We start from the raw sequence: 22,583 nt of genomic DNA on the forward strand, positions 1-22,583 counted from the left end.
CTCACTCTCTCTCCATGTTCAACGGGAAATGACAGGCGTAGAGATGATTCTTTGCTCCGGTCAGTCTTGGGGTTTCGATACATTCGCGCTGAGCATAAGGGCAGCGCGGCCCCAGACGACAGCCGATAGGTAATTGTTCCAGCAATGGAATGGCTCCTGGCATGGTATTCAGGCGGCTTTTGTGCGGCATTGCGCTACCAAAATCAGGAATGGCGCGAATCAACGCTTGGGTATAAGGATGATGCGGAATAGTCACCAGTTCTTTACTGGGCGCAGTTTCCACCGTTTGCCCACAGTACATCACGTTAATTTTGTCAGCCCACTGGCTGAGCATTTGCAGGTCATGGCTGATCAACAAAATGGTGGTATTGCTGTTTTGGTTCAGCCGGGTCAGCAGGCGGAAAATTTGCGCCTGAGTGGTTGGCTCCATCGCGTTCGTTGGTTCGTCGGCAATCAGTAAACGCGGCTGATTAGCCAGGGCGATTGCGATCATCACCTTCTGGCATTCGCCGTCGGTCAGTTCATACGGGAAGCTGCGCATCGCATCTTTATGATCTTTTATCCCGACGCGGTGCAGGAGTTCAATCGCGCGGCGTTTACGCCAGCCGATACGCTGCCACCAGCGGCCTTTATAAGTCCATGCCGGAATATTTTGCATCAGTTGTCGTCCAATGCGCTCAGACGGATCGAGACACGATTGCGGTTCCTGAAAGATCATGGAAACGTTATGGCCGACCAGCTTGCGTCGTTCACGCGCGGAAAGGCGCAACAGATCGATATCATCAAAGCGCATGCGGTCTGCGGTTACGCGCCAGTTATCTTTAGCGACGCCGCAAATGGCCTTGGCGATCAGGCTCTTGCCCGATCCAGACTCGCCAACCAGTCCGCGGATTTCACCTTCATTGAGGGTCATACTGACGCGGTCAACCGCCTTCACCCAGTCGTCGCCGGTTCTGAATTCAATGGTCAGGTTGCGGATATCCAGTAATGGCATTATTCCACCCCCGCAATAATTGCCCGGCGCACGCCATCACCCAGCAGGTTAACCAGCAGCACGCTTATCATAATCGCCGCACCTGGCAGCATAACCGTCCAGGGTGCGACATAAATCAGCTCCAGCGCGTCGCCAAGCATGGCTCCCCATTCTGGTGACGGCAACTGTGCGCCAAGGTCGAGAAAACCCAGCGCGGCGATGTCCAGAATCGCCATCGACAGCGCACGGGTGATTTCAGTGATAAGTCCGGCGGTAATATTGGGCAGAACGGCAAACCACAGGATATTGAGCGTGGTTGCACCGTCCAGGCGAGCGGCGATAACGTACTCTTTTTCCAGCTCGTCATGCACCATGCTGTAGACGGAGCGTACCATGCGCGGCAGCAGCGCCAGCCAGACGGCAAACATCGCGTGTGTCAGATGCGGTCCGGCAAAGGCCACCACAATAATCGCCAACAGCAGCGAAGGGATCGAGAGCAGGGTGTCCAGAATGTGGTTCAGCACCGCGGAGCGCAAACCGTGCGTTGCGCCGGCAACCACGCCCAGTAACAGGCCACATAGTGTGGCGGCGAGGGTGACGACAAACGCGCCGCCAACGGTTGGGGCCGCGCCGCTGAGCAGGCGACTTAGCACGTCACGCCCGAGATCGTCAGTTCCGAGGAAAAATGAGACTTCGCCATAGCGCGACCATGACGGCGGTAAAAGCTGATAGCCGAGAAATTGCTGGTCGATGCCATAAGGGGCAAACCAACCACCAAAAATACACAGAATCGCCAATCCTGCGCAGCCATACAGGCCGATCATCGCAGTCGCATCGCCGTAAAAATTGCGCCATGCGGTGCGCAACGTACCCGGCGGGCGCTTTTCGCTGTAGACGCTATCGTAAGGCATACCATTCCTTATGTTTCAGAGGGTTAGCCATAGCACCCAAAATATCAGAGATGACGTTAACGATGATAACCAGTGAGCCAATCACCATGACGCCCGCCGAAATTGCCGCGTAATCCTGCTGGCGAATTGCGTTAATCAGCCAACGGCCAAGACCTGGCCAGCTAAAGACCATCTCGGTGATCATCGCCAGCGTCAGCATGGTGGAAAACTGTAAGCCCAGACGCGGGATCACCGGCGGAAGGGCGTTGTGCAGAACGTGACGGCGCAGAATGGTTAAGCGTGACAGACCGCGCGTGGCGGCCGCTTTAACATAGTTTTGATCAAAGACCTCAATGGTGCTGATTCGCATCAGGCGAATAACTTCCGTGGTAGGGGCGACGGAAAGCGTCAACACCGGAAGCACCATGTGACGGATTGCGCTGACCAGCATTTCATCGCGCCAGGGCGAGTCGGAGATCCACGCATCAATAATGGCAAATCCGGTAACGGGCTTCACTTCATAGAGAAGATCAAAGCGTCCCGAAACGGGAAGCCAGCCGAGAGTCAGTGAGAAGAGCAACGTCAGCAACAGCGCCAGCCAAAAAACCGGAATGGAAAAGCCCATCAACGCTAAGGCGCTGATGCATCGGTCCTGCCATTTGTTCCGCGTGATCCCTGCCAGCATACCAACGGGGATCCCAACCATCAGCGCAAAACCAAAGGCCAGAATGCACAGTTCCATCGTCGCCGGGAACACCTCCTTCAACTGTTCTGAAATCAACTGACCGTTAATACTGGATACACCAAAATCCCAGTGAATGAGGCCATTGAACCAGAATACCCAGGCGTTCCACAGCGATGCACCCTGTAACGGCGCATGAGGCGTGAAGTAGCTCAGGCTGAAACCAATAAAGGTCAGAAAGAAAAGGGTGACCAGCAGCAATAAAAAACGACGCAGGGTGAAGATAATCATGGCTTTTTCACCTCATCTTTCTTTTCCCTGGAAACCCCGGCAAAAGATGCATTGCCGAACGGACTCAGCACCAGTCCTTTGATATCGTAACGATAAGCCTGCAGACGCAGTGAAGAGGCCAGCGGCAGGATCGGTAACTCTTTCGCGAGAATATTTTGCGCTTCGTCATAGGCATCAATTCGCGATGAGAGTTGCTGCGAAGAGAGGGCCTTGCGCAGAACGCTGTCAAATTCCGGATTACACCAGTGGGCGAAGTTAGTCTGCGAGTTGATGGCGGCGCAGCTTAGCAACGGTCGGAAAAAACTGTCAGGATCGTTACTGTCCGTCGCCCAACCGGATAACGTTAGATCATGGTTCATATCCATTAATCGCGCCTCCTGAAAACGACCTTCTACCGGAATGATTTTAACTTTCACACCCACCTGAGCCATGTCAGCCTGAATCAGCTCCGCGGTTTTCAGTGGACTGGGGTTCCAGGCCTGAGAACTGGTGGGTACCCAAAGCTGTAATGTCAGGTTCTCCAGCCCCAGTGCTTTTAACTGCTCGCGCGATTTTGCCGGATTGTACTCTGTAATTTTAGCTTCGTTGTCATAAGCCCACGAGGCGCGAGGCAAAATAGATGCTGCGGTTTCCGCCGTCCCGTAGTAGATGGACTGCATCAGCCGTTGGTTATTAATGGCCAGCGCCAGCGCATGCCGCACGGCGGGATTATCCATCGGTGGTTTATTGGTGTTGAATGCCAGATAGGCGATGTTCATCCCCGGGCGCAGGGTCAGACGCAGGCGCGGGTCATCACGCAAAATGCTGAGCTGACTGGCGGCAGGCCAGGCCAGAACATCACACTCACCGGTCAGGAGTTTCGATAGACGTCCGGTGCCACCAGAGCCGAGGTCCACAACCACCTGCGGCATCAGAGGAGTACCACGCCAGAATTTTTCATGGCGCTGCAGTCGAACATATTGCCCTGCGCGATTCTCCGAAAGCTGGTACGGTCCGGTGCCGACGGGTTGTCTGTCGAGCAGCTCCTGGCGATCCTGTTTTGCCAATTTAGCCGCATATTCTGCTGACATCACGGAGGCATAATGCGTGGCGAGGTGCCACATGAAGGAGGCGTCGGGCTGAGTTAAGCGGAACTCAACGGTGTTGTTGTCCAGCTTGCGTACGCTTTGGACGTTATCGGCGAACTGTAGGCTGTCGAAGTAGGGGAAACTGCTACCGTTTACATTGTGCCACGGATGCTGGCGATCAAAGATGCGCTCGAAGGTAAACACCACGTCGTCCGCATTCAGTTTGCGGGTGGGGGTGAACCAGGCCGTCTTCTGAAACTGGACGTCACGACGCAGATGGAAGCGGTAGGTTGCGCCGTTATCCAGCACCTCCCAGCTTTCAGCCAGCTCAGGCACCAGTCGATAGGTGTACGGATCGACATCGAGTAGTCGGTCATACAGCTGGGCTGCCAGGGTGTCGACGATAAGACCGCTGCTCGCTTTTTGCGGGTTGAACGTATTGACCTGCCCGCTAACGCAATAGACAAAGCCGCTGTCACGAATATCAGCATGCGAAGCCTGTTCAGGCGCGGCAGCAGCCTGACCACTCAGAAATCCAGCCATCACGATCAGAGATGATAAAACCAGGCGCATAATTTTAAAGGATTATAAATAAAGAGGCTATCTTACTAATATTTAATGACATTTGCCATTACCGTTTGTGTTTGGGAGTAACAGGCTCGATAAGCGCGAGTTCAACACCGCGACATGGTCAAAATTCATACCTGCTATCCACTTTGAATCTACTCTGTTAACTATCTTAGCATTTTCATGGACCATCTGACTTGCTATAAACGCGGTGCAGGATGTGGACAGTTGGCGTAATTTGTTACGGTTTCCTCGCTGTGACAAAATGCATAAGCGATTACAATGCGTTAGTGTACGAATCAAAGGGAATATTTAATAAATGAGCAACTTAGCGGATTACGTCAATGCTATAAAAATAGGCAAAAATGTTATTTGTATTGAGGATGTCAGTAAACGGGATGACATGGCTGAAGTTGAGATTATAAATAAGACATGGCTTCATGATTCGGGAGTGGTTATTCGTTGTTCTCGCGAAAATGAATTGGTTATATATCCATCAAATTCCTGTCCAGAATGCAGCATTAGATGGCATGTCGTTGATGCGGCAGGTCAGGATATTCGTCCACTGGAGAAAACATTTCACAATGCTTGCCAGGAGTCGTACTGGTTAAAAGTAAATCGTCAAACGCATCTCCCGGTGTAAACGCTGAGCTAACCAATCACAGCGATGCCAAGCCGCTCCATGAGCAACGATGCCTGGTAGTTGTCTAACTTAACGCCTTGTAAATCAACACCCCGAATATCTAAGTCACCTAACTCCGAATTGGTCAGATCGCAATGTGTGAAGTTTGCTGCTCGCCAGTCGAAAGTCGAAAACTCGCCACCGGAGAGATCTGAACCACTAAACGTCGCACCCAGTACCTGAGTCCCCATCCAGCGGTTTTCCCATAGCTCACACTTTTCCAACACGACTTTCGAAAAATTGGCGTAGCTTAGATTGGTATTAGTGATATATGCGCTGCAAAACCAGGTGCGCGTGGTGATCATATTCATAAAGCTTGCACCGCGGAAATCTGCGCCTTGTGCGCGGCAGTGGCGAATTTCAATGCCCAATGCGCTGACGTTGCGGAAATCTGCCATTGATAAATCACAGCTTTTGAAAATGGCATCTTTCAGCATTGCGCGACTAAAATTGCATCCTTTCTGACTTTCGCGATCATAGAACTGGCAGCCGATAAATTCAGTGCCGCTCAGGTCGGCACCTGAAAAATCGCAGTTAAAAAATGTACTATTTTCAACTTTTTCACCGGTGAAGCGATTTCTGTCAATTTTTTCGCCAACTAATGCCAGAGTCATATCTATGCCTGTGTTTTTATACAGTAACAACGCCATGGTAAACCTTATGACGTTATGCGTCAAACCCGCCAGTATGACACCTGCAAATGCGTATTAGATCTGGTGTTTCTTAAGCAACGCGCGTAGCTGATGGTAAGTCAGACCCAGTAACTCAGCAGCTTTTTTCTGATTAAATTTCGCCTGCTGCAAGCTGGTTTGTAGAAAGTCTTTCTCTTGTTGCTGCTGGAATTCACGCAGATCCAGCGGTAATGCTACAGATGTCTGCTTTGGTGGTGCTGCCTGTGGCTGCGCAACGTGGCGGCGGAAGGGGTCAATGATGATCTCATCCAGCGGGTAATCGCTGGTACCGTGCCGGTAAACGGAGCGCTCCACGACGTTTTTCAGTTCACGAATATTACCCGGCCAACGGTAATGGAGGAGGGTTTCTCTGGCCTCGGCGCTAAATCCCGGAAAAAGCGGTAACCCGATCTCGCGGCACATCTGAATGGCAAAGTGTTCGGCCATTAACATGATGTCGCTTTGACGCTCGCGTAGTGGGGGAAGTTGCACCACGTCAAAGGCCAGACGATCCAGCAGGTCCGCGCGGAAAGTGCCTTCGCTGACCATACGTGGCAGGTCGGCATTGGTCGCGCAGACCAGACGCACGTTAACCTGCAAGGGCTGGCTGCCGCCGACGCGTTCCAGCTCGCCATACTCAATTACGCGCAGCAGTTTTTCCTGTACCAACATTGGCGCGGTCGCCAGTTCATCAAGAAACAGCGTGCCACCGTCCGCGCGTTCGAAACGTCCTGGATGGCGTTTTTGCGCACCGGTAAACGCACCGGCTTCGTGACCAAACAGTTCGGAATCAAGTAAGTTCTCGTTGAGAGCTGCGCAGTTAAGCGAAATAAATGGGCCCTGCCAACGGCTGGAGAGGTAGTGCAGGCGGTTGGCAATAAGCTCTTTCCCCGTACCTCGCTCACCGATAACCAGTACAGGTTTATCCAGCGGCGCCAGATGAGAAACCTGTTCCAGCACTTCAATAAAGCTGTTCGCTTCGCCCAGAATATTGTCTTTGTATCCTGCCATGATGAAATTCACCACTTGTTAGTGTTATTCACCAATTTACCCTAATTCTCCCGTCAGGTAAAATTGCATATTTACATTAAAATCAATTATTTAAAAAGTTGGCACGCCAAGTGCATTACGAAAACAGCAGGGCATAGCCCGATATCAGAACAGTAAGTGAGGATTACATTATGGGTATTTTTTCTCGTTTTGCCGACATCGTGAACGCCAACATTAATGCGTTGCTGGAAAAGGCTGAAGATCCGCAGAAGCTGGTGCGGTTAATGATCCAGGAAATGGAAGACACGCTGGTTGAGGTGCGCTCAAACTCCGCACGCGCTCTGGCAGAAAAGAAACAATTATCTCGCCGTATCGAACTGGCGAGCGCACAACAGGCAGAGTGGCAAGAAAAAGCCGAGCTGGCGCTGCGTAAAGAGAAAGAAGATTTGGCGCGTTCTGCCTTAATCGAAAAACAGAAACTGACTGACCTGATTGCTTCTCTGGAGCATGAGGTGACGCTGGTTGACGATACGCTGGCGCGAATGAAAAAAGAGATCGGTGAGCTGGAAAATAAACTCAGTGAAACCCGTGCTCGTCAGCAGGCATTGATGCTGCGCCATCAGGCTGCGAGCTCTTCGCGTGATGTTCGTCGTCAACTGGACAGCGGTAAGCTGGATGAAGCGATGGCACGCTTTGAATCTTTCGAGCGTCGTATCGATCAGATGGAAGCTGAGGCCGAAAGCCATAACTTCGGTAAACAGCAGTCTCTGGATCAGCAATTTGCTGACCTGAAAGCAGATGATGAAATCAGCGAGCAGCTGGCGCAACTTAAAGCCAAAATGCAGCAAGATAAGCAATAATAACATCTGGCGGCGCCCGAACGCGCCGCCGCTCATCACCTGTAAGGAGTACTCATGAGCGCGCTATTTCTGGCTATCCCATTAACCATCTTTGTGTTGTTCGTTTTACCGATTTGGCTCTGGCTGCATTACAGCAACCGTTCCAGTCGTGGCGAACTGGCGCAAAGTGAACAGCAACGTCTGGTAGAACTCAACGATGACGCACAGCGGATGCGCGAGCGCATTCAGGCGCTGGAAGACATCCTTGATGCTGAACATCCAAACTGGAGGGACCGCTAATGGGAGGCGTTAATCTGAACAAAAAACTGTGGCGTATTCCGCAGCAGGGCATGGTGAAGGGAGTTTGCGCAGGTATAGCGCATTATCTCGATGTGCCTGTGAAGCTGGTGCGGATCCTGGTGGTGTTGTCCGTCTTTTTTGGTCTGGCCTTTTTCACCTTCGTCGCTTACATCGTGCTGACGTTTGTGTTGGACCCGATGCCGGACAATGTGGTTTCCGGTGAGCAGCAGCCATCAAGCGGCGAGCTGTTGGATGCCGTCGATCGCGAGCTGGCGGCAAGTGAAAAGCGTTTGCGTGAAATGGAGCGTTATGTCACCTCTGATACCTTTTCATTGCGCAGCCGTTTCCGCCAATTGTGAGGATAGAAATGAACAATCGCTGGCAACGTGCCGGGCAAAGGGTTAAGCCGGGCTTTAAAATAGCAGGTAAGCTGGTGCTTTTAACTGCGCTTCGTTACGGCCCGGCGGGGGTAGCAGGGTGGGCGGTGAAGTCCGTCGCTCGACGCCCGCTTAAAATGCTGCTGGCGTTGGTCCTGGAGCCGGTTTTGAGTCGGGCAGCGGCAAAATTATCGAAACGCTATTCAGGTAATCAACCCTGATATCCGAATCAGCAAAAGCAAGCAACAATTAATCAACATTCCCTCTGTTAATTTGCGGCAGCTCACAAATACGATTTTTTGGCTGCCGAAATTCTTTTATTATCCCCCTCCTGGCCACCTCAGCCGATTGACAGCTTATTTCCCGCAGAGTAGTCTCTTGACTCATGGGACCGCTACCACGAGAATTGAAGGTGAACCAAAAAATCCAAAAATGCCTGGCAGAAGTTTATGGTGATACGTTTACTTCATGCCACTATGAAGCGCTGATTGCACGTTTAGAGAAATCACAGGGATTAATTAAAAAAATCCGTAAAGCGCATTGGGACGAGGGCGATGTGGTTCTTATTACCTACGCCGATCAATTCCACGGGGCAGGCAAAAAACCACTGCCGATGTTTAATCAGTTTTATAATGAATGGCTTAAGTCGACATTTTCTCATGTGCATCTTTTGCCGTTTTATCCGTGGTCATCGGATGATGGTTTTTCCGTAATTAATTACCATCAGGTTGCCGAAGAAACCGGTGACTGGAATGATATTAAGCAATTGGGTAAATCCAGTCGACTGATGTTTGATTTTGTTTGTAACCATATGTCAGCGAAAAGCGAATGGTTTAATAACTATTTGCAACAGCTTGACGGTTATGAAGATTTCTTTATTGCGATGGATCCTGATACGGACCTGAGCAACGTAACGCGCCCACGCGCATTACCGTTACTGACGCCTTTTACGCTGAAAGATAACACCGTACGCTATTTATGGACGACGTTCAGCGACGACCAGATCGATCTCAACTATGCCAACCCGATAGTGTTACTGGCGATGGTCGATGTGCTATTGAGTTATATTGAGCAGGGCGCTGATTATGTCCGTCTGGATGCGGTTGGCTTTATGTGGAAAGAGCCAGGAACGACCTGTATTCACCTGGAAAAAACGCATCAGCTTATCAAACTATTTCGCGCTATTGCTGACTGCGCGGCGCCTGGTACGGCGATTATTACTGAAACAAACGTTCCGCATAAGGATAATGTGTCCTACTACGGAAATGGCCGTGATGAAGCACATATGGTGTACCAGTTCTCGTTACCGCCGCTGGTGCTGCATGCGGTACAACGCCAGGATACCTCAACCTTGTGCCAGTGGGCGCAATCACTGGAACTGCCGTCCAGTGAGACCACCTGGTTTAATTTCCTCGCATCGCATGACGGCATTGGTCTCAACCCATTACGTGGTTTGTTACCTGAAGACGAGATCGTGCGCCTGGTGACGGAATTACAACAGGAAGGCGCGCTGGTTAACTGGAAAAATAACCCTGATGGTAGTCGCAGTCCGTATGAAATTAACGTCACATATATGGACGCACTGACGCCAGGCAATTGTAGTGATGCCGAACGTTTTTCCCGCTTTATTCTCGCACATGCCATTTTGCTGAGTTTTCCGGGTGTACCTGCGGTTTACATTCAAAGCATTCTTGGGTCACGCAATGATTATAAAGGTGTCGAGGCGCTAGGTTATAACCGCGCGATCAACCGCAAAAAATATCAAATAAGCCAAATCGAAACGGAGCTGGCAGATGAAACCAGTTTGCGCCACGCTATTTATCATGAATTATCCCGATTAATTGTAATACGTCGTAGTAATAAAGCATTTCACCCTGATAGTGATTTTCAGATTAGCTGTGTTACACCGGCTGTAATGCAAATTAAACGTACGGCGGAAACAGGCGAAAAAATTACCGGATTATTTAATGTCAGCGGTCATACGCAAACCATTAGTATTGATGTTGAAAATGGATTTGATTTGATTAGCGGTAAAACTATTTCAGGTAAAGAATTAACGTTGAACGCCTGGCAGGTCATGTGGGTTAAGTAATAAAAAGGAACATTTCATGCTTAAAACTAAAATTGTGCTGATTTCAGCACTGGTTTCCTGCGCCCTGGTTTCCGGGTGTAAGGATGATAAAACGTCCTCTGTTGCGATTGAATTTATGCACTCTTCTGTTGAACAGGAGCGGCAGGCGGTTATTGCAAAACTGATTGAGCGTTTTGAAAAAGAGAATCCGGGGATCAGTGTCAAACAGGTTCCTGTAGAAGAAGATGCGTACAACACCAAGGTCATTACCCTGGCGCGGAGTGGTTCACTGCCTGAAGTCATTGAAACCAGCCATGACTACGCGAAAGTTATGGATAAAGAATCACTTATCGATCGTAAAGCCGTAGCGCAGGTCATCAACGCCGTAGGTGAAGGTACTTTTTATGATGGCGTGCTGCGTATTGTGCGTACTGAAGACGGTACCGCCTGGACCGGGGTTCCGGTTAGCGCCTGGATTGGCGGGATCTGGTATCGCAAAGATGTGCTGGCAAAAGCTGGGCTGGAAGAGCCAAAAGACTGGCAACAACTGCTGAGCGTGGCGCAGAAGCTAAACAATCCTGGTAGTAAGAAATATGGTATTGCGCTGCCCACGGCGGAAAGCGTTTTGACCGAACAGTCATTTTCTCAGTTCGCGCTCTCAAACCAGGCCAACGTTTTTGATGCGCAAGGAAAGATAACGCTCAACACACCTGAAATGGCGCAGGCGCTGCAGTATTACCGCCAATTGGCAATGAACACCATGCCGGGCTCAAACGACATCATGGAAGTCAAAGACGCGTTCATGAACGGCACGGCACCGATGGCGATTTATTCCACCTATATCCTCCCGGCGGTGATTAAAGAGGGCGATCCTAAAAATGTGGGCTTTATGGTGCCGACGGAAAAAAACTCTGCTGTTTACGGCATGCTGACGTCGTTAACCATTACCGCGGGTCAAAAGTCTGAAGAGACAGAAGCGGCAGAGAAATTTGTCACCTTTATGGAGCAGGCCGACAACATCGCGGACTGGGTCATGATGTCGCCAGGGGCGGCGCTGCCGGTCAACAAAGCAGTGGTGAATACCCCGACGTGGAAAGATAACACGGTCATCAAAGCGCTGGGTGAATTACCCGATCAACTGATTGCCGAACTGCCGAATATCCAGGTGTTTGGTGCCGTCGGCGATAAGAACTTCACCCGCATGGGCGACGTCACAGGCTCCGGTGTTGTGAGCTCAATGGTGCACAACGTGACGGTAGGCAAAGCCGACCTCGTCACCACGATTGAAGCGAGCCAGAAAAAACTGGATGACCTCGTTGAACAGCGCTAATGGGGAAATGGAAAGCCGTGATGAATAAGTTCTTTTCAGGTCGATCTGATATGCCATTCGCCATGCTGCTGCTGGCGCCCAGCTTGCTGTTGCTGGGCGGTTTAGTGGCGTGGCCGATGATATCAAACATCGAAATCAGCTTTATGCGACTGCCGCTGAATCCGCAAATTGAGTCTACGTTTGTCGGGTTGAGCAACTATATCCGTATCTTATCCGATCCCGGATTCTGGCATTCGCTGTGGATGACGGTCTGGTATACCGCGCTGGTTGTGGCAGGAAGCACGGTACTGGGGCTGGGCGTAGCGATGTTTTTTAACCGTGAGTTTCGTCTGCGGAAAACGGCGCGCTCACTGGTCATCCTCTCTTACGTGACGCCATCAATTTCGCTGGTGTTTGCCTGGAAATACATGTTCAACAACGGCTACGGCATTGTGAACTACCTCGGTGTGGATCTGTTGCATCTCTACGATCAGGCACCGCTGTGGTTCGACAATCCCGGCAGCAGCTTCGCGCTGGTCGTGCTGTTCGCCATCTGGCGCTACTTCCCGTATGCCTTTATCTCGTTTCTGGCGATTTTACAGACGATTGATAAATCGTTGTATGAGGCGGCAGAAATGGACGGCGCGAATGCCTGGCAACGGTTTCGTATCGTCACGCTGCCAGCGATTATGCCGGTGCTGGCAACCGTGGTCACGCTGCGCACGATCTGGATGTTTTACATGTTCGCCGATGTTTATCTGCTGACCACTAAAGTCGATATTCTCGGGGTCTATCTCTATAAAACAGCATTTGCATTTAACGACTTAGGCAAAGCGGCCGCTATTTCTGTCGTCCTCTTCGTCATTATTTTCGCTGTTATCCTGCTGACCAGAAAACGGGTGAACCTCAATGGCAACAAATAAGCGCACACTTGGCCGCATCGGCTTTTACTGTGGATTAATTGTCTTCCTGGGCATCACGCTATTTCCATTTTTTGTGATGCTGATGACCTCATTTAAAAGCGCCAAAGAGGCGATCTCGCTGCATCCGACGTTGTTACCGCAGCAATGGACGCTGGAACATTACATCGACATCTTCAACCCGATGATTTTCCCGTTTGTTGACTACTTCCGTAATAGCCTGGTGGTATCGGTCACTTCTTCGGTGGTGGCGGTGTTTCTCGGCGTGCTCGGGGCGTATGCGCTTTCCCGCCTGCGTTTTAAAGGGCGAATGACCATCAATGCCAGCTTTTACACGGTGTACATGTTTTCGGGGATCCTGCTGGTGGTGCCGCTATTCAAAATCATTACGGCACTTGGCATCTATGACACCGAAATGGCGTTGATTATCACCATGGTCACCCAGACGCTGCCGACCGCGGTGTTCATGCTGAAAAGCTACTTCGACACCATTCCGGATGAGATAGAAGAAGCCGCGATGATGGATGGATTGAACCGTCTGCAGATCATCTTTCGCATTACCGTGCCGTTGGCGATGTCTGGCCTGGTTTCGGTCTTTGTGTACTGCTTTATGGTGGCGTGGAATGACTATCTGTTTGCCTCGATTTTCCTCTCCAGCGCCAGCAATTTTACCTTACCGGTCGGTCTGAACGCGCTGTTCAGTACGCCTGACTATATCTGGGGACGCATGATGGCGGCATCGTTAGTCACCGCATTGCCGGTCGTCATTATGTATGCGCTTTCCGAACGTTTTATTAAAAGTGGTTTGACCGCAGGCGGCGTGAAAGGCTAAGCGGCCAGTTTAATTAAGGAGTTGTAAATGAAGAAGTTAGTTGCCACAGAACCGCGTGTTGCGGCGCTGGTGGAATATGAAGACAGAGCTGTATCCGCCAATGAAGTGAAAGTTCGCGTTCGCTTTGGTGCGCCAAAACATGGCACGGAAGTGGTCGATTTTCGCGCTGCCAGTCCGTTTATTGACGAAGATTTTAACGGTGAATGGCAAATGTTCATGCCGCGTCCGGAAGGGGCGCCGCGCGGGATTGAATTCGGCAAGTTCCAGCTTGGCAACATGGTGGTGGGCGATGTTATTGAGTGTGGCAGCGATGTGACCGAATACGCCGTTGGCGATTCAGTTTGCGGCTACGGCCCACTGGCAGAAACGGTTTTCTTTAATGCGGTAAACAACTACAAACTGCGCAAAATGCCGGAAGGCAGTTCGTGGAAAAATGCCGTGTGCTATGACCCGGCACAGTTCGCCATGAGTGGCGTGCGCGACGCCAATGTGCGTGTCGGCGACTTTGTTGTCATCGTCGGCTTAGGGGCGATTGGCCAGATTGCCGTCCAACTGGCTAAGAAAGCGGGAGCCTCGGTGGTCATTGGTGTGGATCCGATTGCCCATCGTTGCGATATCGCGCGTCGTCATGGCGCGGATTTCTGTCTGAATCCTATTGGCACCGATGTCGGCATGGAAATTAAGAAGCTGACCGGCAAGCAGGGCGCGGATGTGATTATCGAAACCAGTGGCTATGCGGATGCGTTGCAATCGGCGTTACGCGGTCTGGCTTATGGTGGAACCATCTCCTATGTCGCTTTCGCGAAACCTTTTGCTGAAGGCTTCAACCTGGGGCGTGAAGCGCACTTCAACAACGCTAAAATTGTCTTCTCCCGTGCCTGCAGTGAGCCAAATCCGGATTATCCGCGCTGGAGCCGCAAGCGTATTGAGGAGACCTGTTGGGAACTGTTGATGAACGGTTACCTGAACTGTGAAGAACTTATTGACCCGGTAGTGACATTTGCCAGCAGCCCGGAAAGCTATATGCAGTATGTCGATCGCCATCCGGAAAAGAGCATCAAAATGGGCGTGACGTTTTAATTAAGGAATGCAGAAGATGAAAATTGGAACACAGAACCAGGCTTTTTTTCCGGAAAATATTCTCGAGAAATTCCGTTACATCAAAGAGATGGGGTTTGACGGTTTTGAAATTGACGGCAAGCTGCTGGTTAACAACCTGGCAGAAGTGAAAGCAGCAATCAAAGAAACAGGCCTGCCCGTCACCACCGCCTGTGGAGGATATGACGGTTGGATCGGTGATTTTATCGAAGAGCGTCGTTTGAATGGCTTACAGCAGATTACCCGCATTCTCGAAGCGCTGGCCGAAGTCGGTGGGCAGGGCATTATTGTACCCGCTGCATGGGGCATGTTTACCTTCCGCTTACCGCCGATGACCTCTCCGCGCAGCCTGGCGGGCGATCGTAAAGCAGTAAGTGATTCATTGATTTATCTCGATAAAGTTGCCGAGCGTACGGGGACGGTGGTGTATCTGGAACCGCTCAATCGCTATCAGGATCATATGATCAACACCCTGGCGGATGCCCGTCGCTATATCGTGGAAAACAACCTGAAGCATGTGCAAATCATTGGTGATTTTTACCATATGAATATCGAAGAAGACGATATGGCTCAGGCGCTGCATGACAATCGCGATCTGCTGGGACACGTCCATATTGCGGATAACCACCGTTATCAGCCGGGGAGCGGTACGCTGGATTTCACTGCGCTGTTTGACCAGTTGCGTGAAGATAATTATCAGGGTTACGTCGTGTACGAAGGGCGTGTACGGGCAGAGAACCTGCCGGAAGCGTACCGTCAGTCACTGGCCTGGCTGCGTACCTGCTAAGAGGATTTCTGTGAAAAGTGCACTGACAAGCTCTCCGCTACGCATCGCCATTATCGGCGCCGGGCAGGTGGCGGATAAAGTTCATGCTTCGTACTACTGCACCCGCAACGATCTGGAACTGGTGGCTGTCTGTGACAGCCGCCTGTCACAGGCGCAGGCGTTGGCAGAGAAATACGGCAATCCGCAGGTTTGGGACGATCCTCAGACGATGCTACGCGAGGCTAAGCCAGATATCGTCAGCATCTGTTCACCCAATCGTTTTCATTATGAACACACCATGTTGGCGCTGAACGCCGGATGCCATGTGATGTGTGAGAAACCTCCGGCGATGACGCCAGCCGAGGCGCTGGAAATGTGTAACACGGCGCGTCGAATGGGGAAAGTTCTGGCTTATGATTTTCATCATCGTTTCGCACTGGATACGCAGCTGCTTCGTGAGCAGGTGATGGCCGGCGTGCTGGGTGAAATCTATGTCACCAATGTCCGCGCTTTGCGCCGCTGCGGCGTGCCCGGCTGGGGGGTATTTACCAACAAAGAACTGCAGGGCGGCGGGCCGCTGATTGATCTCGGCATCCATATGCTTGATGCCGCCATGTATGTGCTGGGGTTTCCGGCAGTAAAGCGCGTTAACGCACACAGTTATCAACGCATTGGCACGCGTAAAAACAGCGGCCAGTTTGGGAAATGGGATCCCGAGACGTATACCGTGGAGGATTCTCTGTTCGGGACGATTGAATTTCATAACGGCGGTATCCTGCGACTGGAAACCTCTTTCGCGCTGAATATCCCGGAACAATCGATTATGAACGTTAATTTCTGCGGCGATCTGGCAGGGGCGACGTTATTCCCGGCCCAGGTTTATACCGATCGTGAGGGGACGCTTGACGTACTGCTTCAACGCGAAATGGCCGATGACAATCGTCATTATCGCAGCATGGAAGCTTTTGTGAATCATGTCCAGGGCGAGCCTGTCACTATTGCTGACGCAGAGCAAGGCGTCGTTATTCAACAACTGGTTGCCGCACTGTATCAATCGGCTGAAACAGGGACCTACGTAGACTTATGACGAGGCCAGTAATGCTAACTGAACCGGCTTTTTGCCCACACAACCTGAATAAATATGCGTCCCTCATGACGACCGGTAACGGTTATATGGGGATTCGCGCCAGCCACGAGGAAGCCTACACCTTACAAACTCGCGGCATGTACCTTGCTGGACTGTATCACCGGGCAGGGAAAGGCGAGATTAATGAACTGGTTAATCTGCCTGATGTGGTGGGGGTGGAGATTTCACTCAATGGTGAGATTTTCTCGCTCACCAGCGGCGTTATCGAAAGCTGGCAACGTGAACTGGATTTTGCCAGTGGGGAATTACGCCGTGCGCTTACCTGGCGTGCGTCTGGCGGGGCGCGTTTTGCCATTGAGAGCCGGCGATTTGTCTCGGCACAAAAACTGCCGCTGTTTGCTATGGAAGTTGTCGTCACGCCACTGGATGGCGATGCCAGCATTGGTATCTCGACCGGAATTGACGCCACGATGACCAATCATGGTCGTCAGCATTTGGATGAAACGCAGGTCCGGGTCTTTGGCCAGCATCTTATGCAAGGGATTTACACCACCCAGGACAACCGCAATGATATCGCTATCACCACGTATTGCGATGTAGACGGTGCAGCGCAGCGCTGCTTCACCGCGAAAGAACGTCGGCTGTTACAACACAACAGCGTGCAGGCGAAAGCCGGACAGCGCGTCACGCTGACAAAAATTAGCTGGGTAGACTGGGCGAGCGAACGCAGCCTGTCGCTTGAGACCTGGGGACGCCAGTCGCTGCGCAACCTGGAAGTATGCGCGCAGCAAGGCTATGACGTTCTGCTTGCTGAGTCGGCTGCTAACTGGCATGCCTGGTGGCAAAATCGTCGCGTTCAGGTCACCAGCACTGATGCCAGCGATCAGCGAGCGCTGGACTATGCGCTCTATCATCTGCGTGTGATGACTCCTGACCACGATGAGCGCAGCAGTATTGCGGCCAAAGGTCTGACGGGGGAAGGGTATAAAGGCCACATATTCTGGGATACCGAGGTCTTTCTGTTACCGTTTCATCTCTTTACCGAGCCGAAAACCGCGAGAAGTTTGTTGCGTTACCGCTGGCATAATCTGTCGGGGGCGCGTGAGAAAGCTCGCCGTAACGGTTGGCAGGGAGCGCTTTTCCCGTGGGAAAGCGCTCGCAGCGGTGATGAGGAAACGCCTGAATTTGCGGCGATCAACATCCGTACCGGACTGCGTCAGAAAGTGGCCTCTGCGCAGGCTGAACATCACCTCGTGGCGGATATTGCCTGGGCGGTAATCAATTACTGGCATGCCTCAGGGGATCTAAACTTCATGTCCCGTGAGGGAATGACGTTGCTGCTGGAAACGGCGAAGTTCTGGATCAGCAGGGCGGTCATGGTTAATGATCGTTTAGAGATCCACGATGTGATTGGCCCGGATGAATACACTGAGCATGTGAACAACAACGCGTTCACCAACTACATGGCCTGGTACAACGTGGAACAGGCGCTGGGTTTTGCCCGTCGGTTGGGCTGCGGTGATGAGACGTTTATTCACCGCGCAGAGTATTTTTTACAGCATCTCTGGCGACCGGAAGTTCAGCCCGATGGCGTGCTACCTCAGGACGATACCTTCCTGAGCAAACCGGCTATCGATCTGTCACAGTACAAAGCCAAAGCGGGCAAGCAGACGATTTTGCTCGATTACTCCCGTGCAGAAGTCAATGAGATGCAAATTCTCAAACAGGCCGATGTGGTGATGCTGACCTACATGCTACCGGAGCAATTTTGCCCGCAAACCTGTCTGGCAAACCTGCGCTTTTACGAGCCGCGCACAATTCATGACTCCTCGTTGAGTAAAGCGATCCACGGGATTGTGGCAGCGCGTTGCGGTGATCCGGCACAGGGCTATCGGTTCTGGCGTGAAGGATCGCTTATCGATCTCGGGGAGGACCCACATAGCTGCGATGACGGCATTCATGCTGCGGCAACGGGCGCCATCTGGCTGGGTGCAATCCAGGGTTTTGCCGGCGTGAATATTCGCCACGGGGAGTTACACCTTGCTCCTGCCTTACCGACTCATTGGCAAACGCTGTCTTTCCCGCTGCGCTGGCAGGGCATCGATATGCAGGTAATCATTAATGCGGCTGAAATCCGTATTAACAGCACTGAGCAGATTGTCCTTTGGGTCAATGGTGAAAAGGTCTCCGTGCAGGGGGAAACCGTAATCCGCAATGACGCCATTATTTCGCCCACTTATGGGACCGCTACCACAGAAAGGGGCGATGAATGATACTCAAACCACAGGCCATCATTTTTGATTTGGATGGCGTGATTACCGATACCGCGCATCTGCATTTTCTGGCCTGGCGGCAGGTAGCCGATGAAATAGGGATTGTGATCGACGAAGTATTTAATGACAGCCTGAAAGGGATTAGTCGCGGCGAATCACTACAGCGTATTTTGCACCATGGTGGGAAGGCGGGGGCGTTTTCTCCCGAGGCCTGCGCACAATTGGCCGAGAGAAAAAACAGACTGTATGTCCATTCTTTGCGCCAGCTGACGGTTAACTCGGTATTACCGGGAATACGTGAGCTGTTGATGACGTTGCGGGAAGAACGGATTCCGGTGGGTTTGGCCTCTGTGTCGCGCAATGCCCCGGCTATTTTACAAGCGCTTAATCTTAGCTCTTGCTTTGATTTTTGTGCGGATGCGGCATTGCTCACCCGCTCGAAACCGGATCCGGAAATTTTCCTGGCAGCCTGCGCGGGTCTTGGCGTTGACCCGCAACAATGTATTGGCATAGAAGATGCACAAGCGGGAATTGATGCAATCAACGCCTGCGGCATGCTTTCTGTCGGCATCGGTAAAGGGCTGAATGGGGCAGACTTGCTGCTTCCGGCAACCGAATTTCTGACGTGGCCGTGCTTATCGGCTTTCTGGCAACACGACAAGTAAAGGATTCAACATGGCACAGCTTTCGTTGCAACACATTCAAAAAATTTACGACAACCAGGTACACGTCGTTAAAGACTTCAATCTGGAAATTGAAGATAAAGAGTTTATTGTTTTTGTTGGACCTTCCGGCTGCGGGAAGTCAACTACGTTACGCATGATCGCCGGTCTGGAGGAGATCAGCGGCGGCGATTTGCTGATTGACGGTAAACGGATGAACGATGTGCCGGCGAAATCACGCAACATTGCGATGGTTTTTCAGAACTACGCGTTGTACCCACACATGACCGTCTATGACAACATGGCGTTTGGCCTGAAAATGCAGAAAATTGCGCCTGCTGTGATTGAGGAGCGCGTCAACTGGGCGGCGCAGATCCTTGGTCTGCGCGATTATCTGCAGCGTAAACCCGGCGCGTTATCCGGTGGTCAGCGTCAGCGTGTGGCGCTGGGGCGTGCGATTGTACGTGAAGCGGGGGTCTTCCTGATGGATGAACCCTTATCGAATCTCGATGCCAAACTTCGCGTTCAGATGCGGGCTGAAATTAGCAAACTGCATCAGAAACTCAATACCACCATGATCTATGTTACCCACGATCAAACCGAAGCCATGACTATGGCGACGCGTATTGTGATTATGAAAGATGGCATCGTTCAGCAGGTTGGTGCGCCGAAAACGGTTTATAACCACCCGGCTAATATGTTTGTCGCCGGATTTATTGGCTCACCGGCCATGAAATTTATTCGTGGCGCGATTGATGGTGATAAGTTTGTTACTGAAACACTGAAATTAACGATTCCACAAAATAAATTGGCACAATTAAAAGCGCAGGGTTATGAACATCAGGCGGTCACTCTGGGAATTCGTCCTGAAGATATACACCCGCAGCTTAATAATGAAAATAGTATATCGGCAAAAATTAGCGTTGCAGAATTAACCGGCGCTGAATTTATGCTTTATACCATTGTTGGGGGGCATGAGTTGGTGGTCCGTGCTGGGGCAGTGAATGATTATCATGCAGGAGAAAATATCACTATTCATTTTGATATGGCGAAATGCCATTTCTTTGATGCTGAAACTGAAGTGGCTATTCAATAAAATTCCGGGGGGATAAATCCCCCCCAAGCCTTGGGGCATTTTTGCGAGTATTTTAACAAGGAATAATAATGAAAACCCTACTGTCCGCTACTGCGCTGATTATGAGCGCAGGAATGGCCTGCGCGCAGGCTGCTGAAAATAATGACTGGCACTTTAATATTGGTGCTATGTACGAAATAGAAAACGTTGAAGGTCAGGGCGAAGATATGGATGGACTGGCTGAGCCGTCCGTCTATTTCAACGCATCTAATGGGCCATGGAAAATATCGCTGGCCTATTATCAGGAAGGACCGGTTGATTACAGCGAAGGTAAGCGTGGTACCTGGTTTGATCGTCCGGAACTGGAAATTCGCTATCAATTTCTGGAAAGTGAGGATGTTAATTTCGGTTTGACCGGTGGCTTCCGTAATTACGGTTATCACTATGTCAATGAACCAGGAAACGACACCGCTAATATGCAGCGCTGGAAAGTTCAGCCGGACTGGGATGTTAAACTGACCGACGACCTGCGCTTTAGCGGTTGGCTGTCGATGTATCAATTCGTTAATGATTTGAATACTACTGGCTACTCCGATAGTCGTGTCGAAAGCGAGACCGGTCTGAATTACAGGTTTAACGAAACGGTGGGCTTAACGGTCAACTATTACCTTGAGCGCGGCTTTAATCTGGCTGATTCGCGCAATAATGGTGAGTTCTCAACCCAGGAAATTCGTGCATATTTACCGTTGTCTTTAGGCAATACCACCCTGACGCCGTATACCCGTCTGGGGCTTGATCGCTGGTCAAACTGGGACTGGCGAGATGATCCGGAACGTGAAGGCCATAATTTCAATCGTCTCGGTTTACTGTATGCATATGATTTCCAGAATGGTTTATCAATGTCACTGGAGTATGCCTATGAGTGGGAAGATCACGACGAAGGCGAAAGCGACAGATTCCATTATGCTGGTATAGGCGTGAACTACGCATTCTAAAATATACTGGGGCATTTATGCCCCAGTTTTTACACCAGTGAGTCGGCCAGCGATATTTGTGTGCTCACCGTGATATTTTGTAATCCTTTCTCGCCCGCAATCAGGTTAAATAATAAATTACAGCTTTGTTCACCCAACTGCTGGGTAGGCACATCAATTCCCCCAGGAACGGGCGTGAGCATAAAAGACAACAGCTCATTACTGTAGCCCACAACGGCAAGTTGTTGTGGGATGGTTATATTTTTCTCAGCCGCCACGCGATATAAGCTCATTAATTTCAAGCTGTCGGTGGCAAATACGGCGTCGGGTAACGGCTGCTGACTCAGTAATTTTCGTGAAGCAAGCAGGGCTGTTTCATGGGTATAGCCCCCGTCAACAATCCATTCATCGCGCATTTTAATATTATGCGCCTGAAGGCTGGCTTTATATCCGTTAACGCGATCGATAGAAACATGAACATCAAGCGGCGCGTGCAAACAGGCTATATTACGGTGTCCACTCTCAATCAGCGCATCAGTTAGCGTAATGCTGTCACGATAATTATCTGTGTCTACAGAATAGACATTGGCGTAATCGCCTTCAACCTTTCCAATAACCACAACCGGTACGTTGTATTTATCCAGCCTTGCAAAAAAAGATTCATCGGCGGGAGAACTCAGCATAATGATACCTTTGATCAATTTCTGCTTAATTTTGCTCTCACATTTTTGTAAATCATCTTCAGTGCTTCGCGACGTCTGTAATATGACATCAAAACCGACCTCTTCAGCCTTGGCAGTAATAGCATGCAGCACTTCAGAGAAAAACGGATTACCGGCGGTTGTTTTTGCTGAACGGGTAGATATCACCATTATTGCATCAAACCCGGAAGAGGTGAGTGCGCGGGCAAGTTTATTGGGCTGGTACTGTAACTCATCAATAGCACGCAGCACTTTTTCAAGCGCTTCCGGCGAGATATTGGTTTGCTTATTAAGCACGCGCGACACCGTGGATTTTGATACGCCAGCGGCTCGTGCAATATCATAAATGGTAGGAGACATAGATCCCAAGCTCCGTCCGAGAGTCAATGGCGAACATATTATGGAGTTAATTGGCGAATGACAACAATATCGGAATGCGGGCAGAAAAATCTAAAAACTAACCGCAGTATGCGCAACCAGACGAAG

23 protein-coding genes are annotated in these 22,583 nt (G+C 50.9%); 16 read left to right on the forward strand and 7 right to left on the reverse strand.

Annotated elements, in window-relative coordinates:
* Nucleotide 1: 1 nt before the first annotated feature.
* From sapD to sapA, 4 genes are read right to left on the reverse strand one after another with little or no spacing between them, the layout of a single operon-like run.
* Complete coding sequence (sapD, locus tag HV350_RS11990; RefSeq protein ID WP_016153234.1) at nucleotides 2-994, reverse strand: peptide ABC transporter ATP-binding protein SapD; 993 nt, start codon at nucleotides 992-994, stop codon at nucleotides 2-4.
* Nucleotides 994-1,884: a peptide ABC transporter permease SapC gene (gene sapC / locus HV350_RS11995; RefSeq protein ID WP_016156640.1), complete on the reverse strand. Its 891-nt coding sequence runs from the start codon at nucleotides 1,882-1,884 to the stop codon at nucleotides 994-996. Before sapC ends, sapD begins: the two co-directional genes overlap by 1 nt.
* The gene (gene sapB, locus HV350_RS12000; protein WP_003020545.1) at nucleotides 1,871-2,836 is read right to left on the reverse strand and encodes a peptide ABC transporter permease SapB; all 966 of its coding nucleotides are present in this window, start codon (nucleotides 2,834-2,836) and stop codon (nucleotides 1,871-1,873) included. The genes sapC and sapB overlap by 14 nt, the downstream gene beginning before the upstream one ends.
* Nucleotides 2,833-4,476 carry an ABC transporter substrate-binding protein SapA gene (sapA, locus tag HV350_RS12005; protein WP_016153232.1) on the reverse strand — a complete coding sequence of 548 codons (1,644 nt, stop codon included), beginning with the start codon at nucleotides 4,474-4,476 and terminating at the stop codon, nucleotides 2,833-2,835. Before sapA ends, sapB begins: the two co-directional genes overlap by 4 nt.
* A gap of 313 nt (nucleotides 4,477-4,789) precedes the next feature.
* Between sapA and HV350_RS12010 the strand changes: the two genes are divergently transcribed.
* On the forward strand, nucleotides 4,790-5,113 hold the full coding sequence (locus HV350_RS12010) for a hypothetical protein (protein WP_072161006.1): 324 nt from the start codon (nucleotides 4,790-4,792) through the stop codon (nucleotides 5,111-5,113).
* A gap of 8 nt (nucleotides 5,114-5,121) precedes the next feature.
* Here the strand turns inward: HV350_RS12010 and HV350_RS12015 are convergent, their stop codons facing one another.
* The gene (locus HV350_RS12015; protein WP_032492467.1) at nucleotides 5,122-5,766 is read right to left on the reverse strand and encodes a quinolone resistance pentapeptide repeat protein QnrB10; all 645 of its coding nucleotides are present in this window, start codon (nucleotides 5,764-5,766) and stop codon (nucleotides 5,122-5,124) included.
* A 93-nt stretch (nucleotides 5,767-5,859) separates the two neighbouring features.
* Nucleotides 5,860-6,849, reverse strand: a complete 990-nt coding sequence (pspF, locus tag HV350_RS12020) for a phage shock protein operon transcriptional activator (protein ID WP_029139556.1) — start codon at nucleotides 6,847-6,849, stop codon at nucleotides 5,860-5,862.
* A gap of 155 nt (nucleotides 6,850-7,004) precedes the next feature.
* Here pspF and pspA point away from each other — a divergent pair, with 155 nt between their 5' ends.
* From pspA to HV350_RS12095, 15 genes are all read left to right on the forward strand, one after another.
* Nucleotides 7,005-7,673: a phage shock protein PspA gene (gene pspA, locus HV350_RS12025; RefSeq protein ID WP_016153228.1), complete on the forward strand. Its 669-nt coding sequence runs from the start codon at nucleotides 7,005-7,007 to the stop codon at nucleotides 7,671-7,673.
* Nucleotides 7,674-7,727: 54 nt separating this feature from the next.
* Nucleotides 7,728-7,952 carry an envelope stress response membrane protein PspB gene (gene pspB / locus HV350_RS12030; protein ID WP_016153227.1) on the forward strand — a complete coding sequence of 75 codons (225 nt, stop codon included), beginning with the start codon at nucleotides 7,728-7,730 and terminating at the stop codon, nucleotides 7,950-7,952.
* Nucleotides 7,952-8,311, forward strand: coding sequence for an envelope stress response membrane protein PspC (pspC, locus tag HV350_RS12035; protein ID WP_003020497.1), 360 nt, complete (start codon nucleotides 7,952-7,954; stop codon nucleotides 8,309-8,311). Before pspB ends, pspC begins: the two co-directional genes overlap by 1 nt.
* 8 nt (nucleotides 8,312-8,319) lie before the next feature.
* Nucleotides 8,320-8,550 carry a phage shock protein PspD gene (gene pspD, locus HV350_RS12040; protein WP_003833267.1) on the forward strand — a complete coding sequence of 77 codons (231 nt, stop codon included), beginning with the start codon at nucleotides 8,320-8,322 and terminating at the stop codon, nucleotides 8,548-8,550.
* A 164-nt stretch (nucleotides 8,551-8,714) separates the two neighbouring features.
* Complete coding sequence (locus HV350_RS12045) at nucleotides 8,715-10,421, forward strand: sugar phosphorylase (protein ID WP_250153355.1); 1,707 nt, start codon at nucleotides 8,715-8,717, stop codon at nucleotides 10,419-10,421.
* A 16-nt stretch (nucleotides 10,422-10,437) separates the two neighbouring features.
* The gene (locus tag HV350_RS12050) at nucleotides 10,438-11,730 is read left to right on the forward strand and encodes an ABC transporter substrate-binding protein (RefSeq protein ID WP_019076863.1); all 1,293 of its coding nucleotides are present in this window, start codon (nucleotides 10,438-10,440) and stop codon (nucleotides 11,728-11,730) included.
* A gap of 20 nt (nucleotides 11,731-11,750) precedes the next feature.
* Entirely contained in the window at nucleotides 11,751-12,632 is an 882-nt protein-coding gene (locus tag HV350_RS12055) for a sugar ABC transporter permease (RefSeq protein ID WP_003840754.1), read from the forward strand.
* The gene (locus tag HV350_RS12060; protein ID WP_003020474.1) at nucleotides 12,619-13,461 is read left to right on the forward strand and encodes a carbohydrate ABC transporter permease; all 843 of its coding nucleotides are present in this window, start codon (nucleotides 12,619-12,621) and stop codon (nucleotides 13,459-13,461) included. The genes HV350_RS12055 and HV350_RS12060 overlap by 14 nt, the downstream gene beginning before the upstream one ends.
* 27 nt (nucleotides 13,462-13,488) lie before the next feature.
* On the forward strand, nucleotides 13,489-14,541 hold the full coding sequence (locus tag HV350_RS12065) for a zinc-binding alcohol dehydrogenase (protein WP_016153224.1): 1,053 nt from the start codon (nucleotides 13,489-13,491) through the stop codon (nucleotides 14,539-14,541).
* A 16-nt stretch (nucleotides 14,542-14,557) separates the two neighbouring features.
* Nucleotides 14,558-15,346, forward strand: coding sequence for a TIM barrel protein (locus HV350_RS12070; RefSeq protein ID WP_016156634.1), 789 nt, complete (start codon nucleotides 14,558-14,560; stop codon nucleotides 15,344-15,346).
* Nucleotides 15,347-15,356: 10 nt separating this feature from the next.
* Complete coding sequence (locus tag HV350_RS12075; RefSeq protein WP_016156633.1) at nucleotides 15,357-16,412, forward strand: Gfo/Idh/MocA family oxidoreductase; 1,056 nt, start codon at nucleotides 15,357-15,359, stop codon at nucleotides 16,410-16,412.
* The gene (locus HV350_RS12080) at nucleotides 16,409-18,685 is read left to right on the forward strand and encodes a glycoside hydrolase family 65 protein (RefSeq protein WP_181630552.1); all 2,277 of its coding nucleotides are present in this window, start codon (nucleotides 16,409-16,411) and stop codon (nucleotides 18,683-18,685) included. The genes HV350_RS12075 and HV350_RS12080 overlap by 4 nt, the downstream gene beginning before the upstream one ends.
* Complete coding sequence (pgmB, locus tag HV350_RS12085) at nucleotides 18,682-19,350, forward strand: beta-phosphoglucomutase (protein WP_065554828.1); 669 nt, start codon at nucleotides 18,682-18,684, stop codon at nucleotides 19,348-19,350. The genes HV350_RS12080 and pgmB overlap by 4 nt, the downstream gene beginning before the upstream one ends.
* A gap of 10 nt (nucleotides 19,351-19,360) precedes the next feature.
* Nucleotides 19,361-20,443, forward strand: a complete 1,083-nt coding sequence (locus HV350_RS12090; protein ID WP_181630553.1) for an ABC transporter ATP-binding protein — start codon at nucleotides 19,361-19,363, stop codon at nucleotides 20,441-20,443.
* A 68-nt stretch (nucleotides 20,444-20,511) separates the two neighbouring features.
* Complete coding sequence (locus HV350_RS12095; RefSeq protein WP_016156630.1) at nucleotides 20,512-21,417, forward strand: OmpG family monomeric porin; 906 nt, start codon at nucleotides 20,512-20,514, stop codon at nucleotides 21,415-21,417.
* A 29-nt stretch (nucleotides 21,418-21,446) separates the two neighbouring features.
* Here HV350_RS12095 and HV350_RS12100 read toward each other — a convergent pair whose 3' ends face one another.
* A complete protein-coding gene (locus HV350_RS12100) occupies nucleotides 21,447-22,457 on the reverse strand; it encodes a LacI family DNA-binding transcriptional regulator (protein ID WP_016153217.1) in 1,011 nt (336 codons plus the stop codon).
* Nucleotides 22,458-22,583 lie beyond the last annotated feature (126 nt).

Source organism: Citrobacter sp. RHBSTW-01013, assembly GCF_013781985.1.
Taxonomy (GTDB): domain Bacteria; phylum Pseudomonadota; class Gammaproteobacteria; order Enterobacterales; family Enterobacteriaceae; genus Citrobacter; species Citrobacter braakii.

What these genes read in the sequence shown, in the direction of transcription:
- sapD (WP_016153234.1), bottom strand. Translation starts at nt 994, where the DNA reads ATGCCATTACTGGATATCCGCAACCTGACCATTGAATTCAGAACCGGC.
- sapC (WP_016156640.1), bottom strand. Translation starts at nt 1,884, where the DNA reads ATGCCTTACGATAGCGTCTACAGCGAAAAGCGCCCGCCGGGTACGTTG.
- sapB (WP_003020545.1), bottom strand. Translation starts at nt 2,836, where the DNA reads ATGATTATCTTCACCCTGCGTCGTTTTTTATTGCTGCTGGTCACCCTT.
- sapA (WP_016153232.1), bottom strand. Translation starts at nt 4,476, where the DNA reads ATGCGCCTGGTTTTATCATCTCTGATCGTGATGGCTGGATTTCTGAGT.
- HV350_RS12010 (WP_072161006.1), top strand. Translation starts at nt 4,790, where the DNA reads ATGAGCAACTTAGCGGATTACGTCAATGCTATAAAAATAGGCAAAAAT.
- HV350_RS12015 (WP_032492467.1), bottom strand. Translation starts at nt 5,766, where the DNA reads ATGACTCTGGCATTAGTTGGCGAAAAAATTGACAGAAATCGCTTCACC.
- pspA (WP_016153228.1), top strand. Translation starts at nt 7,005, where the DNA reads ATGGGTATTTTTTCTCGTTTTGCCGACATCGTGAACGCCAACATTAAT.
- pspB (WP_016153227.1), top strand. Translation starts at nt 7,728, where the DNA reads ATGAGCGCGCTATTTCTGGCTATCCCATTAACCATCTTTGTGTTGTTC.
- pspC (WP_003020497.1), top strand. Translation starts at nt 7,952, where the DNA reads ATGGGAGGCGTTAATCTGAACAAAAAACTGTGGCGTATTCCGCAGCAG.
- pspD (WP_003833267.1), top strand. Translation starts at nt 8,320, where the DNA reads ATGAACAATCGCTGGCAACGTGCCGGGCAAAGGGTTAAGCCGGGCTTT.
- HV350_RS12045 (WP_250153355.1), top strand. Translation starts at nt 8,715, where the DNA reads ATGGGACCGCTACCACGAGAATTGAAGGTGAACCAAAAAATCCAAAAA.
- HV350_RS12050 (WP_019076863.1), top strand. Translation starts at nt 10,438, where the DNA reads ATGCTTAAAACTAAAATTGTGCTGATTTCAGCACTGGTTTCCTGCGCC.
- HV350_RS12055 (WP_003840754.1), top strand. Translation starts at nt 11,751, where the DNA reads ATGAATAAGTTCTTTTCAGGTCGATCTGATATGCCATTCGCCATGCTG.
- HV350_RS12060 (WP_003020474.1), top strand. Translation starts at nt 12,619, where the DNA reads ATGGCAACAAATAAGCGCACACTTGGCCGCATCGGCTTTTACTGTGGA.
- HV350_RS12065 (WP_016153224.1), top strand. Translation starts at nt 13,489, where the DNA reads ATGAAGAAGTTAGTTGCCACAGAACCGCGTGTTGCGGCGCTGGTGGAA.
- HV350_RS12070 (WP_016156634.1), top strand. Translation starts at nt 14,558, where the DNA reads ATGAAAATTGGAACACAGAACCAGGCTTTTTTTCCGGAAAATATTCTC.
- HV350_RS12080 (WP_181630552.1), top strand. Translation starts at nt 16,409, where the DNA reads ATGACGAGGCCAGTAATGCTAACTGAACCGGCTTTTTGCCCACACAAC.
- pgmB (WP_065554828.1), top strand. Translation starts at nt 18,682, where the DNA reads ATGATACTCAAACCACAGGCCATCATTTTTGATTTGGATGGCGTGATT.
- HV350_RS12090 (WP_181630553.1), top strand. Translation starts at nt 19,361, where the DNA reads ATGGCACAGCTTTCGTTGCAACACATTCAAAAAATTTACGACAACCAG.
- HV350_RS12095 (WP_016156630.1), top strand. Translation starts at nt 20,512, where the DNA reads ATGAAAACCCTACTGTCCGCTACTGCGCTGATTATGAGCGCAGGAATG.
- HV350_RS12100 (WP_016153217.1), bottom strand. Translation starts at nt 22,457, where the DNA reads ATGTCTCCTACCATTTATGATATTGCACGAGCCGCTGGCGTATCAAAA.